This window comes from Streptomyces sp. NPDC001292 (assembly GCF_042896465.1).
In the GTDB taxonomy this organism is placed as follows: Bacteria; Actinomycetota; Actinomycetes; order Streptomycetales; family Streptomycetaceae; genus Streptomyces.
This window is the reverse complement of the sequence record NZ_JBIAXG010000053.1, coordinates 1-16,009: the sequence shown is the minus strand read 5'-3', so window position 1 is coordinate 16,009 and position 16,009 is coordinate 1. Positions and strand designations below refer to the sequence as shown.

At 71.0% G+C, this 16,009-nt stretch carries 14 protein-coding genes and 2 pseudogenes; 4 read left to right on the top strand and 12 right to left on the bottom strand.

What is annotated here, in order from left to right; all coding sequences use genetic code 11:
• Nucleotide 1: 1 nt before the first annotated feature.
• The 10 genes and pseudogenes from pqqE to ACFY4A_RS36140 form a co-directional block, all read right to left on the bottom strand.
• Complete coding sequence (pqqE, locus tag ACFY4A_RS36185; protein WP_390833559.1) at nucleotides 2–1,138, bottom strand: pyrroloquinoline quinone biosynthesis protein PqqE; 1,137 nt, start codon at nucleotides 1,136–1,138, stop codon at nucleotides 2–4.
• Nucleotides 1,131–1,460, bottom strand: coding sequence for a pyrroloquinoline quinone biosynthesis peptide chaperone PqqD (gene pqqD / locus ACFY4A_RS36180; RefSeq protein ID WP_390833558.1), 330 nt, complete (start codon nucleotides 1,458–1,460; stop codon nucleotides 1,131–1,133). The genes pqqE and pqqD overlap by 8 nt, the downstream gene beginning before the upstream one ends.
• A 5-nt stretch (nucleotides 1,461–1,465) precedes the next feature.
• Entirely contained in the window at nucleotides 1,466–2,164 is a 699-nt protein-coding gene (gene pqqC / locus ACFY4A_RS36175) for a pyrroloquinoline-quinone synthase PqqC (RefSeq protein WP_390833557.1), read from the bottom strand.
• 4 nt (nucleotides 2,165–2,168) lie between these two features.
• The gene (gene pqqB, locus ACFY4A_RS36170; RefSeq protein ID WP_390833556.1) at nucleotides 2,169–3,056 is read right to left on the bottom strand and encodes a pyrroloquinoline quinone biosynthesis protein PqqB; all 888 of its coding nucleotides are present in this window, start codon (nucleotides 3,054–3,056) and stop codon (nucleotides 2,169–2,171) included.
• A gap of 109 nt (nucleotides 3,057–3,165) precedes the next feature.
• Nucleotides 3,166–3,261: a pyrroloquinoline quinone precursor peptide PqqA gene (pqqA, locus tag ACFY4A_RS36165; protein WP_390833555.1), complete on the bottom strand. Its 96-nt coding sequence runs from the start codon at nucleotides 3,259–3,261 to the stop codon at nucleotides 3,166–3,168.
• Nucleotides 3,262–3,307: 46 nt separating this feature from the next.
• Nucleotides 3,308–5,008, bottom strand: a complete 1,701-nt coding sequence (locus ACFY4A_RS36160) for a PQQ-dependent dehydrogenase, methanol/ethanol family (protein ID WP_390833554.1) — start codon at nucleotides 5,006–5,008, stop codon at nucleotides 3,308–3,310.
• 18 nt (nucleotides 5,009–5,026) lie between these two features.
• Entirely contained in the window at nucleotides 5,027–5,536 is a 510-nt protein-coding gene (locus ACFY4A_RS36155) for an MSMEG_3727 family PQQ-associated protein (RefSeq protein WP_390833553.1), read from the bottom strand.
• 130 nt (nucleotides 5,537–5,666) lie between these two features.
• Nucleotides 5,667–7,815 (bottom strand): annotated as a pseudogene (katG, locus tag ACFY4A_RS36150) (catalase/peroxidase HPI).
• 70 nt (nucleotides 7,816–7,885) lie between these two features.
• Nucleotides 7,886–9,280 carry a LytTR family transcriptional regulator DNA-binding domain-containing protein gene (locus tag ACFY4A_RS36145; RefSeq protein WP_390833552.1) on the bottom strand — a complete coding sequence of 465 codons (1,395 nt, stop codon included), beginning with the start codon at nucleotides 9,278–9,280 and terminating at the stop codon, nucleotides 7,886–7,888.
• A 282-nt stretch (nucleotides 9,281–9,562) separates the two neighbouring features.
• Entirely contained in the window at nucleotides 9,563–10,144 is a 582-nt protein-coding gene (locus tag ACFY4A_RS36140) for a DUF488 family protein (RefSeq protein WP_390833551.1), read from the bottom strand.
• A gap of 143 nt (nucleotides 10,145–10,287) precedes the next feature.
• On the opposite strand from ACFY4A_RS36140, the gene ACFY4A_RS36135 reads away from it, so the two are divergent.
• Nucleotides 10,288–11,799: an AlkA N-terminal domain-containing protein gene (locus ACFY4A_RS36135; protein WP_390833550.1), complete on the top strand. Its 1,512-nt coding sequence runs from the start codon at nucleotides 10,288–10,290 to the stop codon at nucleotides 11,797–11,799.
• Between the two features lie 12 nt (nucleotides 11,800–11,811).
• Nucleotides 11,812–12,294, top strand: coding sequence for a methylated-DNA--[protein]-cysteine S-methyltransferase (locus tag ACFY4A_RS36130; protein ID WP_390833549.1), 483 nt, complete (start codon nucleotides 11,812–11,814; stop codon nucleotides 12,292–12,294).
• On the opposite strand, the gene ACFY4A_RS36125 is transcribed toward ACFY4A_RS36130, so the two are convergent.
• Nucleotides 12,291–13,031, bottom strand: coding sequence for an NAD-dependent deacetylase (locus tag ACFY4A_RS36125; RefSeq protein WP_390833548.1), 741 nt, complete (start codon nucleotides 13,029–13,031; stop codon nucleotides 12,291–12,293). The two genes, ACFY4A_RS36130 and ACFY4A_RS36125, sit on opposite strands and share 4 nt — an antisense overlap.
• Nucleotides 13,032–13,429: 398 nt before the next feature.
• On the opposite strand from ACFY4A_RS36125, the gene ACFY4A_RS36120 reads away from it, so the two are divergent.
• Entirely contained in the window at nucleotides 13,430–14,023 is a 594-nt protein-coding gene (locus ACFY4A_RS36120; protein ID WP_390833547.1) for a DUF4291 domain-containing protein, read from the top strand.
• A gap of 208 nt (nucleotides 14,024–14,231) precedes the next feature.
• Here the strand turns inward: ACFY4A_RS36120 and ACFY4A_RS36115 are convergent, their stop codons facing one another.
• Entirely contained in the window at nucleotides 14,232–14,876 is a 645-nt protein-coding gene (locus ACFY4A_RS36115; protein ID WP_390833546.1) for a CBS domain-containing protein, read from the bottom strand.
• 316 nt (nucleotides 14,877–15,192) lie between these two features.
• Between ACFY4A_RS36115 and ACFY4A_RS36110 the strand changes: the two are divergent.
• Nucleotides 15,193–15,294: pseudogene (locus ACFY4A_RS36110) on the top strand (DUF4291 family protein); the annotation flags it as partial.
• Nucleotides 15,295–16,009 lie beyond the last annotated feature (715 nt).

The window sequence follows — 16,009 nt, the reverse complement described above, 5'->3', positions numbered from 1 at the left end:
CTCACTCGGCCCCGGGGGCGGGCCGGCCCGCCCCACCCGGGTGGCCGACCGGCCGGCGCCCCCGGTGCGAACGGGGGATCAGACGAAGAGCGTCGGCCCGCGAGCCGGCGTTGGCGGCCTCGACCGCCCGGGCGACCAGGTCGTGGTCGGGCGACAGATGGCAGACCGGGTCGGTGCGGGCGGCGTCGCCGGTGAGCAGGAACGCCTGGCAGCGGCACCCGCCGAAGTCCACCTCCCGCCGGGGGCAGCTCCGGCAGGGTTCCGGCATCCAGTCGGTCCCTCGGAACGCGGTCATCACCGGCGACTCGGACCAGATCCGCTCCAGTGAGTCCTCCCGCACGCTGGCCCGCGGCAACGGCAGGGACTGGGCGGCCGGGCAGGGCAGGACGTCACCGTTCGGCGTCACGGTCAGCTGCCGGGAGGCCCAGCCGCCCATGCAGGGCTTCGGGTAGCGGCTGTAGTAGTCGGGGATGACGTAGATGACGTCCATGCGGTCCCGCAACCGCTCGCGGGCGGCCCGCACGACGACCTCCGCCGCCTCGAGCTGAGCCCGGCTCGGCAGCAGCGCGTCACGGTTCCGCCAGGCCCAGCCGTAGTACTGGGTGTTGGCCAGCTCCACCCGGTCGGCACCCACCTCCTCGGCCAGCCTGAGCACGTCGGCGACGCGGTCGATGTTGTACCGGTGCAGCACCACGTTCACGGTGAGCGGCCAGCCCAGCTCCTTGACCACGCCCATCGCCTCGACCTTGCGCTGGAAGGACGGGATCCCGGCGATCCGGTCGGACACGGCCGGCTCGTCGGCCTGGATGCTGACCTGCACATGGTCCAGGCCGACGGCCAGCAGCCGCTCCGCCCTCGGACGCGAGAACCCGACGGCGCTGGTGATGAGGTTGGTGTAGAGGCCCAGGTCGTGGGCGTCCGCCACGATCTCCGCCAGATCGCGCCGCAGCAGCGGTTCCCCGCCGGACAGATGGCACTGCAGCACCCCCAGGTCGGCGGCCTCGACCAGCACCCGCCGCCACTCGTCGGTGGCCAGCTCGTCCCGGTAGTCGCCCAGGTTCAGCGGGTTGGAGCAGTACGGGCAGGCCAGCGGGCAGCGGTAGGTGAGCTCGGCGAGCAACCCGAACGGGCTATCCATCGTCGAGCTCCACCCAGCGCCGGGCGACGAGCCGGCTCAGGAACTGCCGCACCTCGTCGTCGGGAACACGCTGGTAGCGCGCGCCCAACTCGGCCACGATCCCGGCCACGGTGTGCCGCCCGTCGCACAGCGCGAGGATGTCCGCGCCGCTGCCGTTCAGCACCACCACCGTCTCGGGGTGCAGCAGGACCTGCCGCTGCCTGGTCCGGCAGAAGGTCAGCCGGACATGGCGCGCCAGGCGGGGCCGGTCCGAGCCGGACACCTCGATGCCGTGGCGGGTCCCGGTGGTGGCCCGGGTCGTTCCGGTAAGGGTCGGGTCCATGGTGGTCACTCCGGATAGGCCTGGTCGACGGCGTCCATCAGGCTCCACAGGACGTCGCACTTGAACGACAGCGCGTCGACGGCGCGCGCCTGGGACTCGGCGGAGAGGCAGTGCGCGGTGACCACCTCGAGGGCGTGCTCGCAGTCGCGGGGTGCCTGCTCCAGACGGGCCCGGAAGTAGGCGAGGCCCTCGGGGTCGATCCACGGGTACCACCGCTCGAACGCGGCCAGCCGTGCCGCCATCAGGTCGGGCGCGAACAGCTCGGTGAGCGAGGACGCCACCGCCTCCACCCACGGGCGGGTCCTGGCGAAGTTCACGTAGGCGTCGACGGCGAACCGCACCCCGGGCACCAGGTGCCGGTGGTCCCGGACCTCCTCGCGGGTCAGCCCGGCGGCCTCGCCGAGGCGCAGCCACGCCTCGATGCCGCCCTCGCCGGCCGCGGTGCCGTCGTGGTCGGTGATCCGCCGGATCCAGCGGCGGCGGACCTCGACGTCGGGGCAGTTGGAGAGGATCGCGGCGTCCTTGCGGGGGATGTTCTCCTGGTAGTAGAAGCGGTTGGCCACCCAGCCCTGGACCTGCCGGCGGCTCAGCCGGCCGGCGTTCATCCGGACATGGAACGGGTGCTGGTCGTGGTACCGCCGCGAATGGGCCCGCAACGCCTGGACGAAACCGTCGGCGCCGGTTGTCGTGGTCGTTGTCGTCACGGCTCTACACCTGGACCTCGAGGCCGTCGGTGGCCACTTCCATGCCGCTCTCCTCCACGGTACGCCGCTCGGGCGTGTCCTCCAGGAGGATCGGGTTGGTGTTGTTCATGTGCACGAAGATCGTCCGCCCCACGCCCAGCGACGGGAGCTGCGCCAGGCTGCCGTCCGGGCCGTCGATGGGCAGGTGGCCCATCTCCGTGGATGTCTTGCCGGCCAGACCGAGCCGTACGAGTTCGTCGTCGCGCCAGCAGGTCCCGTCGATCAGCAGGCAGGCACAGCCCTCGATCTCCCCGCGCAGCGCCGGCGCCAGCGATTGCACCGCCGGCAGGTACACCAGCGTCCGCCCGCTGCGCTCGTCGGTCAGCCGGTAGCCCACGACGCGGCCGTGGTCCTCGCCGGTTCCGAACCGGTCGCGCTTGCTGGTGGGCACGTCGAACGCCCGGCAGGACAGCCCGTCCGCCAGGGCCAGGTCGGCGCCGGGGGTCACCGCCCGCCACTCGACGGGGCAGTAGCGTTCGAGCGTGCGCAGAATCCCCGAGCCGGCACACAGGGTCTCGCGCACCGCCCATGTGGCGTACAGCCGCAGGGCGCGCGCCTCGCGCAGCAGGAGCAGGCCCAGCGTGTGGTCCAGTTCGGCGTCGGTGAGCAGCACCGCTTCCAGCGGCGTCGTCCGGTCGTCGTGCGGGTGCAGGCCGGGGAAGGCCTCGATCTGGGTGCGGACGTCGGGCGAGGCGTTGATGAGGAACCACCGGCGGCCGTCGGCGCTGACGGCGACCGACGACTGGGTGCGCGCGAGGCCGGCCCGGGAGCGGACCGCGGCGCACACCGGGCAGCCGCAGTTCCACTGCGGGGAGCCGCCCCCCGCCGCCGAGCCCAGCACGCGCAGCAACACGCCGGCACTCCGTTCGTCGAAGGTCCGGGTCCGTCGCCGGCCCGGCCGTCCGTGGCCGTCCGGAGCCGTCGGAGGGCGCCGGACCGGGTCCGGCGCCGTCCCGGGTCCGCTAGTCCTCCAACCGGGCGACGTACATGGTCACCTCGGCCGCGACTGGGATCTCCTCGAACTCGGGCGTCTCCCACACATCGAGCTGAGACTCCATGGATTCACCTCCTCTCGGCCCGAACGGGGCGGGCTCGGGTCACGCGCTACGACGGTTCCGGAAGGGCGAAGACGATCAGGGCGCTTCCGTGTCCCGCGCCGAGCATGCCGGGCAGGAACCCCTCGGCCCATCCGCCCCAGCCGACCGGCACGGCGATGTACTGCCTGCCGTCGACCATGTAGGTGGTCGGGCTGCTGTGGTGGCCGCTTCCGCACTGGAACTGCCACAGCAGCTCCCCGGTGCGGGCGTCGAGCGCGTTGAACTCCCCGGAGGCCTCACCGGCGAACACCAGGTCACCGCCCGTCGCCAGCACCGAGGCGCACATCGGGAGCTCGTTGCGCCAGCGCCACTTCTCCTCGCCGGTGGCGTCGAACGCGCTGATGGACCCCGCCATGTCCTCGATGTCCACCTGAACGCCCGCGCCCCAGTACGGAATGCTCTCCTTGAACTCCCGGCGCCGCCGGGTGGCCGTGGCCCCGGTGTCCTGGACCGGGACGTAGAAGAGCCCGGTCTTCGGGCTGTAGGCCGCGTGGGTCCATTCCTTCGCGCCGGCCGGACCCGGGTAGAAGTGGACCGGTTCTCCCTCCTTGTCCGGGTACAGCTTGGCCGTCACCTGGCCGTCCCTCGTGATCGCCCCCCAGGTGATGCGGTCCACGAAGGGGGTGATCCGGACCCTCTCGCCGTTCGTGCGGTCGAGGACGAAGAAATAGCCGTTCTTGTCGAAGTGACCGAGCAGTTTGCGCCCGTCCTGCTCGAACAGGATGCACTCGGCGATGCTGTCGTAGTCCCACACGTCGTGCGGGGTGCACTGGTAGTGCCAGCGGATCTGACCGCTGTCCACGTCGACGGCGATGATGCTGTCGGTGAAGAGGTTGTCGCCCTCGCGGACGGCTCCGTCGAAGTCGGGCGCCGGGTTGCCGGTGCCGACGTACAGCAGGTTCGTCTCCGGGTCGAAGGTGCCGGTGACCCAGCAGTTCGCCCCGCCCCGTGCCCAGGCCTCGCCGTCGGCGGGCCAGGTCTCCGAGCCGGGTTCCCCGGGCTTCGGCACGGTGTAGCAGCGCCACTGGTGCTCGCCGGTCTCGAGGTCGAACGCGTCGAGGTGGCCCCGTACGCCGAACTCGCCGCCGGAACTGCCGACGATGACCATGTTCTTCACGACCAGCGGGGCGACCGTGGCGCTCTCCCCGGCCCGGACGTCTCCGTAGGTCCTGTCCCAGACCCGCTTGCCGGTGGTGGCGTCGAGCGCCAGCACACGGGCGTTCGCCGTGACGAAGAAGACCTTCCCCTGAGCCACGGCGACCCCGCGGTTCACGTTCCCGCAGCACAGGGACACGTCGAAGGGAACCGCGTGCTTGTACCGCCAGATCTCCACACCCGTCTTCGCGTTGAGGGCCCAGACCCAGCCGTCCCAGCCGGAGAGGAACATGACCCCGTCGACGACGATCGGGGCGGCCTCGAACGAGTAGGTCGACGCGCCCGCGATCAGACCGGTCGTGCCGGCCTGGAAGACCCATGCGGGGCCGATGCGCTTGACGTTCTCCGTGTTGATCTGGTCCAGCGGGCTGTACCGCTGCCCGTTGTAGGCACCGTAGTAGGTGAGCCAGTTCTGGGGCTCCTCGCGGGCATTGAGCAGCCGCTCGTAGTCGACGCCGGCCACCACGGGCGGCGCGACGTCTCCGCCCGCGACCTTGCCGCTCAGGCTTCCCTGGTCGACGGCCCAACCCGCGTCCACGTACTGGACGGTCATGTGCTCCACCTCCTCTTCCTACGGCCGCGGCTGTTCGGGACGGTCGAGGCGGGCCTCCGGCGGAGCGTCCCCCATCACGACGATGGCCCCGGTCAGCCCCCTGCCCTCGTCATTGCCCGTGGGCGAGCCGAACCAGTAGTAGCCCGGCCCGTCGAGGTTGAGGCTCGCCCGCCCTCGAGAGTGGTTCACCAGCCAGATGAACTTCCGGTCGCCATTGCTCGGCAGGAGCGCACAGTGCGTGTTCCGGTCGTCATTGACGAGTTCGACCTCGATATCGCCTCCATGGGGCATGACGAGAATGGAGGGATCCCAGGTCAGCTCATCCGGGTGGATACGAATGGTGGCCTGCATGGTGCCATCCGACTTCTCGGTGGCCTGCCCAATGGTTCCGGTTCCCAGCACTTGACCCAGCGTTGCCTTGTTCTGTGCGGCCAATCCGATCTTGCTCAGCAGGTCGGATCGTTCCTGCGCGTTCGTCATCGGGGCTTCACTCTCCTCACCCGAATCCGAATTGCCCTCGAAAATCACGCCGAAAAGGGTAAAGAATTGGTTATCAGGCACGCTACGCCGGAGGAATCACGCCGTGCCGCTCATGCCGTTCGCCCGCGACCGGCTACCGTTCGGACCCGATGTGCCGCCGTTGGGAGGAGTGGGAGAATCACGCGAGGTCGTACCGATCGAGATTCATGACCTTGTCCCACGCGGCGACGAAGTCCCGCACGAACTTCTCCCGTGCGTCGTCGCTCGCGTAGACCTCCGCGAGGGCACGCAGTTCGGAATTCGCGCCGAAGACGAGGTCGACGCGGCTACCGGTCCACTTGACCTCTCCGGTGGCGCGGTCGCGGCCCTCGAAGGTTTCCGCGGTCGCGGACGTCGGCTGCCATTCCGTTCCCATGTCGAGCAGATTCACGAAGAAGTCGTTGGTCAGCGACCCGGGCGCCGAGGTGAAGACGCCCAGCGGCGACCGCTGGTGGTTGGCGCCCAGCACCCGCAGGCCACCCACGAGGACCGTCATCTCGGGCGCGCTCAGGTTCAGCAGGTTCGCGCGGTCGACCAGCAGGTGCTCCGACGGCAGCCGGCTGCCCTTGCCGCGGTAGTTGCGGAACCCGTCCGCGGTCGGCTCGAGCGGGGCGAAGGACTCCGCGTCGGTCCACTCCTGCGTGGCGTCCGTGCGTCCCGGAGCGAAGGGGACCCGGACGTCGTGGCCGGCGGTCCCGGCGGCCTGCTCGACGGCGGCGGCCCCGCCGAGCACGATGAGGTCGGCCAGCGAGATCCTCTTGCCGGTCTGGGAACTGTTGAAGGACTCCTGGATCCCCTCCAGGGTGCGCAGCACCTGTGCCAGCGTGCCCGGGTCGTTGACCTCCCAGCCCCGCTGCGGCTCCAGGCGGATGCGCGCGCCGTTCGCCCCGCCCCGCTTGTCGCTGATACGGAAGGTCGAGGCCGACGCCCACGCCGTCGATACGAGCTGGGAGACCGAAAGGCCGGAGGCGAGGATCCGGCTCTTGAGCGCGGCGATGTCCGCCGCCCCGACGAGCTCGTGGTCCACGGCGGGGACCGGGTCCTGCCAGCGCAGCGTCTCCCGGGGGACCAGCGGTCCGAGGTAGCGCTGGATCGGGCCCATGTCGAGGTGCGTCAGCTTGAACCAGGCCCGGGCGAACGCGTCCGCGAGCCGGTCCGGGTGCTCCAGGAAGCGCCGTGCGATCGGCTCGTAGACCGGGTCCGACCGCAGCGCGAGGTCCGTCGTCAGAATCGCCGGGGCGTGCGTCGCCGACGGGTCGTGGGCGTCCGGCACGGTGCCGGCCCCGCCGCCGTCCCTCGGGATCCACTGCCACAGACCGCCGGGGCTCAGCCCCAGCTCCCACTCGTGGCCGAACAGGGTCTCGAGGAAGCCGTTGTCCCATCTCGTCGGGGCGGGCGTCCACGTGCCCTCGAGCCCGCTGGAGATGGCGTCCGCGCCCTTTCCGGTGCCGTAGCCGCTCTTCCAGCCCAGGCCCTGCTCCTCCAGGGGGGGCGCCCTCGGGCTCGGGGCCGAGGTAGGTGTCCGGGTCGGCCGCGCCGTGGCTCTTGCCGAACGTGTGGCCGCCCGCGATCAGCGCGACGGTCTCCTGGTCGTTCATCCCCATGCGCCGGAACGTCTCGCGGATGTCCCGAGCGGCGGTGAGCGGGTCCGGGACGGTGTTCGGCCCCTCCGGGTTGACGTAGATGAGGCCCATCTGGTCGGCGGCCAGAGGGCTCTGCAACTGCCGGACGCCGCCGTGGCGTTCATCGCCGAGCCAGGCACGCTCGGGACCCCAGTAGATGTCGTCGTCGGCCTCCCAGACGTCCGCCCGGCCGCCGGCGAAGCCGAAGGTCGTGAAGCCCATCGTCTCCAGGGCGCGGTTGCCCGCGAAGATCATCAGGTCGGCCCAGGAGATCTTGCGGCCGTACTTCTTCTTCACCGGCCAGAGCAGCCGGCGTGCCTTGTCGAGGTTGCGGTTGTCCGGCCAGCTGTTCAGCGGCGCGAAACGCTGCATACCGGCGCCCGCGCCACCGCGGCCGTCGTCGATGCGGTACGTCCCGGCGCAATGCCACACCATCCGGATCACGAGCGGCCCGTAGTGGCCGAAGTCGGCCGGCCACCACTCCTGCGACGTCGTCAGCACCTCGTCGACGTCCCGTGCCAGGGCGTCGAGGTCGAGCGTCCGGAACTCCGCGGCGTAGTCGAAGTCCTCGCCCATGGGGTCGGCCACGGCGGGGTGTTTCCGGAGGACCGTCAGGTCGAGCCGGTTCGGCCACCAGTCGCGGTTGCTGGCGCTCCCGACGTTCATCCCGCCGGAAACGGCGGCCGGACTGTCGGTCACGGGAACCTCCTTCCGAACAGAGGTCGTTCCGAGGGACTCAGATGTCCAGCGCGCGACGCACGGCCGGCGCGTTCCGCCGGGAAACCGGCACCATCTCGTTCGTTCCGTCATCCATGACCAAGGACAGCTCGCCCTTGAGCCCGCGCTCGATCTCCCGGATGCGGCCGAGGTTGACCACATACCGGCGGTGCACCCGCAGGAAGCCGGCATCCGCCAGTTCACCCTCGAGCTTGTTCAGGCTCGGAGAGGCGGCCCGCAACCGCCCCTGATCGGTGGAGAGCCACACGTCGTTTCCCCGCGATTCGGCGAAGGAGACCTCCGGCAAGCGCAGCAGCACCAGCCGGTTGTCGCGCATCGCGACCAGCCGGCGCGGCTGCATCCTGGGGTGCGCGGACGTCTCCACCTGGGGCAGTTGCGCTCCGTCGGCGGCACCGAACGCGACCAGGTGCCCGATCAGGTGCCCCGAGGAGAAGACCGGCCGGATGCTGATCGACGTCGGCTCGTCGGCGAGGTGGGCGAAGATCTGCGTCGAGCCGACCCAGTCGGGATTGTGGGCCGCCTGCGCAGTGGCGTACCGGGCGGCCGCGATCAGTTCCGGCAGCCCGGGGTTCCAGCGCAGCGTGGGGTCGACCGCCGGGGTGCAGGCCGGGACGCCCATGAGCACGCTTGCCATGTCGTCGGCGATCACCACCTTGCCCGCGGTGTCCACCGCGGCGAGCGCCGCACCGGAGCGTGCCCTGGCCTGGGTGCAGGCCGCGACCAACTCGGCGCCGCTGTCCCGGGCGCGCCTCTTCAGCGGGTACCGGGTCATGGTGACCGCGTTCGCCAGCCAGCTCCCCGCGGACTCGGGAAGCCGGCTGCGCCAGCAGCAGATGCTCAGCACCGCGATCGGTTCCCTGGTCACCACGTCACGCACCGCGATGCCCGCGCAGACCCAGTTGTGGAACGCCTGGCACCAGTGCTCCGCGCCCCTGATCGGTACCGGGCCGTGCGCCTCGAGCGCCGTGCCCATGCCGTTCGTGCCAGCCGCGCACTCGGACCAGCAGAACCAGGGTGCCAGATGGGACTCGCCGGCCCTGGCGAGCGTGGCCTGATCACCCCACTCGGACAGGATCCGGCCGCTGGCATCGGCGACGGTGACGACGCCACCGAGGCTGCCCACTTCATGCGCCACGGAGGCGGCACGGAAACCCAGCTCGGCGAATACGACGTCGTGCTCGGGCGTGTGGTCGGGCTCCGCGACGGCGACCGGGGCCTCCGTGAGGTGCGGATCGACCCGGTACTGCTCTCGGCAGCGATGCCAGGAGATCGCCACCAGGGGCCGGACGTCCGGGATGTGATCCTCGCCCTGCACGAACCGTTCCCACGCCGCGAGCACGGTGCCGCTGCCCAGGTTCGCCGAGACGGGCTCGAGTCGATGTACATCCCTCATGGTTCAGAACCGCCCTTGGTCCCTCCCCGGAAACACAGACCTGCATCCCCCACCCTAGTGCTGTGACCGGAAAGGTTCACCGGCTCGCGACGCCCGGCACGGCACCTCGCCGCGGCTCGCGACGCCCGGCACGGCACCTCGCCGCGTTGTCGCATCACCCGAGTACGTCCGGTACGCGGGCGACGCCCCGCCTTGCGACGCTCCCCCACTGCCTGAAGGGCGTGGGAGGTGCCCCCGGCACCGGACGCCGCGAGCTTCCCGGCAAACCTCCCGGTCACAGCACTAGGTACCGCGGCCGGGCCGCGCACGTCCCTCTTCGGGGCGGTCCGAAGACCGCTGGTCGTCATAGACGAGCAGTCCGTCCTCGCGCAGACGCACTCCCTGGCTGAGCCGGTGAGGGACGAGCCGGCCGTCGTGCATCAGGTGCAGGACGGGCCGTCCGCGCGCGAGCACCACGAAGTCGGCGATGACACGGCGGTGGCAACGCCACCAGACCGCCTCCGCGCACATGACGGCCGTCCGCCGCTGCGCGGCCTCTTCGAGGAGCTGGGTGATCGCTTCGAGGAACTCGCCCGTGCGCGTGTGGGCGGCGTAACCGCGGAAGGCGTCGTTGCGCCAGACCGTGTCGGGCGAGTCCGGAGGCACCTTGCGGAATCCGCCCAGTCGCGGTTCCCAGCGGTAGTCGATCCGGCGCTCGGGCAGCCACCGCAGCAGCCTCTCCCGGCCCACGTCCGGGTTGTGGCGGCTCCCGGGCGCGGTCCTGACGTCCACCACGGCGGCGATCCCTGCCTCGCGGATGAGCTCCGTGAGTCGTTCGCGGTCCGCCGTACCGTGTCCGAAGGTGACGAGCGGCTGTTGCTTCACGCTTCCAGGATCGTCTTCGTGCCGCCAGGATCGTCCTGAGGACCTCGTCTCGTCCGAGGGCGATCAGCGCGGACCCAGGACACACGAGGACGATGTCGGATTCCCGCCAGCCCCCGGCCCGCCTCGTGCCGGATGCTGGACGCATGCAGAAAGGGATGCACACCCACCGGGAGCGCTGTGTGCGCGCCGTCCAGTCCAAGGACGCACGGTTCGACGGCTGGTTCTTCACCGCCGTCCTCACCACCCGCATCTACTGCCGGCCCAGCTGCCCGGTGGTGCCGCCCAAGCCGGAGAACATGACCTTCTACCCGAGCGCGGCCGCCTGCCAGCAGGCCGGCTTCCGGGCCTGCAAGCGCTGCCGCCCCGACACCAGCCCCGGCTCACCGGAGTGGAACCAGCGCGCCGACGCCGTGGCCCGCGCCATGCGGCTGATCGCCGACGGAGTCGTCGACCGCGAGGGTGTGCCCGGACTCGCCGCCCGCCTCGGCTACAGCACCCGCCAGATCGAACGCCAGCTCCTCGCCGAACTCGGCGCCGGACCGCTCGCGCTCGCCCGCGCCCAGCGCGCCCAGACCGCCCGGCTGCTGATCGAGACCACGGCCCTGCCCATGGCGGAGATCGCCTTCGCCGCCGGCTTCTCCTCGATCCGCACCTTCAACGACACCGTGCGCGAGGTGTTCGCCCTGTCACCCAGCGGACTGCGCACCCGCGCCCCCGGGCGGCCCGGCGCGACCGAGTCCGGCAGGCTTCCCAGCACCCCGGGCACCCCCGGCGTCCTTTCCCTGCGTCTGCCGTTCCGCGCCCCGCTCAACCCGGACAACCTCTTCGGCCACCTCGCGGCCACCGCCGTACCCGGCGTCGAGGAGTGGCGCGACGGCGCCTACCGCAGGACGCTGCGCCTGCCCTACGGCCACGGGATCGCCGCGCTGACCCCGAAGCCGGACCACATCGCCTGCCGCCTCACCCTCGGCGACCTGCGGGACCTGCCGGTCGCCATCAGCCGCTGCCGGCGCATGCTCGACCTGGACGCCGACCCGGTCGCCATCGACGACCAGCTGCGCACCGACCCGTTCCTCGCGCCCCTGGTCGACAAGGCCCCCGGCCGGCGCGTGCCGCGCACCGTGGACGAGGGCGAGTTCGCGCTGCGGGCCGTGCTCGGCCAGCAGGTCTCCACGGCCGCCGCCCGCACGCACGCCGGCCGCCTGGCCGCCGTGCACGGCGAGCCCGTCGACGACCCCGAAGGCGGTCTCACGCACCTCTTCCCCGCCCCCGAGGCACTGGCCGCCCTCGACCCCGAGTCACTGGCGATGCCCCGCACCCGGCGTACCACACTGCTCAACCTGGTCCGCCAACTCGCCGATGGAACACTCCACTTGGGCGTGGAGAGCGACTGGGAGGAGACCCGCGCCCGCCTTCTGGCACTCCCCGGCTTCGGCCCCTGGACCGTCGACGTCATCGCCATGCGCGCCCTCGGCGACCCCGACGCCTTCCTCCCCACCGACCTCGGCATCCGGCGCGCCGCACAGGAACTCGGCCTGCCGTCCACCCCGGCCGCGCTCACCGCCCGCGCGGCCGCCTGGCGGCCCTGGCGGGCGTACGCCGTGCAGTATCTGTGGGCGACCGACAGCCACCCGATCAACTTCCTTCCCGTCTGAGGACGTTCCGCCATGAAGCAGCACACCGTGATCGACAGCCCATACGACCTGCTGACCCTCGTCGCCGACGACGGCGTCCTGTGTGGCCTGTACATGACCGAGCAGCGCCACCGCCCGCCCGAGGAGTCCTTCGGCGAGCCCGACGACCGCCCCTTCGGCGAGGCCATCGACCAGCTGGAGGCCTACTTCGCGGGCGGGTTGAAGGAGTTCACTGTCCCGCTGCGCCTGCACGGAACCCCGTTCCAGCGCAGCGTCTGGGACCAGCTGCGGAAGATCCCCTACGGCGAGACCCGCTCCTACGGCGAACTCGCCGCCGCCCTCGGCAACCCGGGCGCCTCCCGCGCGGTCGGCCTCGCCAACGGCAAGAACCCCATCGGCATCATCGTCCCCTGCCACCGGGTGATCGGCACGGGCGGCAGCCTCACCGGCTACGGCGGCGGCCTGCCCAGAAAGCGGCGCCTGCTGGACTTCGAACGGGGAACGGCCCTCTTCTAGCCGCTGTGCGAGCCGTCGCGCAGCCCGCGCAGCAGCGCGGGAAGCGCCGTGCCGATCGGCTCGCGCACGATCTCGTCGGCGATGTCGTCGTACGGCGTCGGCTCGGCGTTGACGATGATCAGCCGGGCCCCGTGGTCGGCGGCGATGCGCGTGAGCCCGGCGGCGGGCTGCACCTGGAGGCTGCTGCCGATCGCGATGAATACGGTGCAGGCTTTGGTGATGGCTACGGCCTCGCCGAGGACCGCCGGGTCGAGGCGTTCGCCGAACATCACGGTGGCCGACTTGAGGATCCCGCCGCATTCCCGGCACGGCGGGTCCTCCTCCCCGGCCGCCACCCGTTCCAGGGCGTCCTCCATCGGGCCGCGCGCCCCGCACCGCGTGCACACCACACTGCGCACGCTGCCGTGCAGTTCCAGTACCTTGCGGGCGGGCATCCCGGCGAGCTGGTGCAGTCCGTCCACGTTCTGTGTGATCACCCTGACCGGCACCCCGGCCCGCTCCAGCTCGGCCACGGCCCGGTGCGCGGCGTTCGGCTCGGCCGTGAGCGCGCGGTTCCTGCGCCGCATCTGCCAGGAACGTCGCCGGATCTCCGAGTCACCCATGTAGTACTCGTAGGTCACGAGCTTCTCGGCCCCGGGATCCTTCCGCCACAGCCCGTTCGGTCCGCGATAATCGGGGATTCCGGAATCAGTGGAGATGCCTGCACCACTGAGGATTGCGACGAGTGGCCTGTTCATGTGCCGAGAGTAGGACGCTTGCCCGCTCGGGGCGAACGGATACCTGGCACGCCTGTCTGGCGACACCGCGACAGGCCCCCTCCGGAATCGTGGCTCCTGCCTGGGGAGTTGTACCACCAGCAGTACCTTTCGGACACCAAAAACCCGAACGGGTACTGCGGGCCAGGGGGACGGGAGTCAAGCTAAGTACCCCGTTCGAGACCAACTGGGGGCGTCCTGTCCGACGGGGTTCGCTCCTGCTCCAGAGGTCACGGAGCAGGAGCCGGACGAGCATGAGCCCGGTGCAACCGGCCGTGGTGTCGTCGGACGCGCGGTGCCACGGCCGAGTCGTCCTGCGGAAGCAGCCGCATTCGAAAATCAATGGCCGACAGGGATCCGTCGGCCTCACCCTGTGCTCCATGGAAGAACCGCAGCGCAGGATCCGCGCGTTCCACACCGCATCCACGGTCACCGTCTATCAGGCGTACTGCCCCGAGATCGGCATGCCCGCGGTTCGCCGGGGCCGATTCCCCGCCGCGTGGAAGCGGGATCGTATGACGTGGATCAAGCCGTCGTTCCTGTGGATGATGTACCGCTGCGGCTGGGGCACGAAGGCGGGGCAGGAGACGGTTCTCGCTGTGGAGATCACTCGCGACGGCTTCGAGTGGGCACTGCGCAACGCGTGCCTGTCGAGTTACGTACGTGGGCTGCATTCCGACCACAGCACCTGGCAACGCGAGCTGAAGCGTGCGCCGACCCGCGTCCAGTGGGACCCCGAGCGCGATCTGCGCCTGCGGCCCCTGCCCTACCGCTCGTTGCAACTCGGGCTCTCCGGTGAGGCCGTACGGCGATACGCGGACGAGTGGACGGTCTCCATCAGCGACGTGACTCCGCTCGCCCGCGAGATCCACGCACTCGTCAGCAGCGGCGACCTGGACTCCGCGGCCCGACTGCTGCCCGAGGAGCGGCCGTACCCCGCCGAGGACGAACTCACGGCGCACCTGCGCCCGTGACCGAGGCACTCGCCGAACGGCCGGCTGCCGCCCATCGCGCTACTGCGCCGACGCTCACGACGCGGGTGTCGGCGATGGCGGAAGGCGCTGCCGCAGTGATCGGGCTCTTCGAGCTGGTTGGGCAGCTCCGTGAGCCCCGGACGTCGTGCGGTCGGGCATGGGCGTACAGCCCGACGCGCATCGCTCCGGCGCGCGAAGTCACCAGCGACTAGTCCGCCCGGGCGGCCGCGAGGCGGGCCTGCACGGCGACGACACCGTCGACGCCCTGGCACAGGCCCACGACCACCGGGACAAGACGCGGTTCCGGGACGTGACCCCGCAGGGTAACGGCACCGTCCCGGACCTCGACCGCGACGGTGCCCTCTTCCAGGCCGAGGATGCGCCCCAGGACGTCCCGCTCGATCTCGCCGCGGATTTCGACGTCGGAGCGGGTGAAGGCGGTCAGCAGGTCGCTACGGCTGACGATGCCGGTCAGGAGCCCGTGCTCGCCGACGACCGGCAGTTGCTTGACGTGCCGCCTGCGGAGTTCCCGCGCGGCCCGGGGGATCGTCCAGTCGGCACGGGCGGTGAAGACAGGGCTGCTCATGAGCGCGCCCGCGGTCCGGGCGCGGGCTTTGCCCCATGCCCGCTCGTCGTTCCCGTCCTGCCCCTGCGGATCGGGCATGCCGGTCTCGTGCCGCAGCACGTCGGACGCGGATACGACGCCGATGGGGGCGCCCTCGTCATCGACGACCGGGGCGGCGGCGATGTCGTTCGCGTCCAGCAGAGAGGCGATCTCGTGGAACGGTGTGTCGGGGCGGAGGGTGATGACTTCTTCGGTCATCACGTCACCGACCGTGCGGCGGTGCAGCATGGCATCGGCCTCCTCCGCTTCGTGACGGCGCGGCGGTCCGGCCTTCGCGGCCGCTCGTCCACGCCCGTCTCCCTACCCATGACAACACCACGCCGCTCCGGCGACCAGTGACGTTCGGCCTGGCGGGGAGGGCCAGCGGTCCCACGGCGGCCTCCAGTGAGCCGATCACCGCAGCGGATCGATTCCATGATCGACCGCGCCCAGGGCGGAAGACTGCACACCGGCAAGCGCCGCTGCGGGTACGACAAGACCGGCTTGGTGATCGACCCCCTCCCGCTCGGCCCCCGGCCCTTGCAGTGCCCGACCTGGTCACTCTTTGTACCGCTGCGGCTGGGGCACGAAGGCGGGGCAGGAGACGGTTCTCGCTGTGGAGATCACTCGCGACGGCTTCGAGTGGGCGCTACGCAACGCGTGCCTGGTTGAGGACACTCCTGCCGGATCCTGAAGGCACCTCGCAGATCGTTGGCGTCTTGTGGTCCGGGAACCCTTGAACCTGGTGCTGCGGAACCCCCAAAACCTCGGCTGAGTCACAACCCTTACTACTACTGGTCCCAAGGCACCCGGCTGCGCTCCGCTCCGCCGGGCGCGCTTCCCGGCTCCGCCGCGCGCTGCGCTCCTGCCTTCGGCCCGCTCCGCGCGCGCTGCGCCGACGCGCGCCCACAGGTGGATAGGGCCGGTGGCCATGAGTCGATCACCGCATAGAGCGGCTTACGGTCAAGGCGATGCCTCCGGCGGGGGATCGGCCGGCACCGGGATGCAGGGGGCGCCGTTCCCGACTGCGGGTCCCTAGTGGCGTGCGCGGGGTGCTCCCATCCCGCACACCATCGCCCCAGGCGGAGCCGAGCCCCGGTCAGCTCGACCAGCCACAACAGTCCCTCACTGCCGATAATCGGCGTGCTCGCATTTTCCTGTCCATCGGTCCCCGCACTGCGGCAAACCGGCTGAGGGTGTCTGGTCACTGCTCCGTCGCAGGCCGGCTGACTTCGCCGCCGCCGACCTGGCCCATACAGGGAGGGCGGCCGCCTCGGAACACGCAATTAGGGCGCGTTTCGAAAGTCCCGCCTGCCCCGCGACGCCTGGCACGGCGCCTCGCCGCGTTGTCGGGATCGCCCGCGTACGCCCAGTACGCGGAC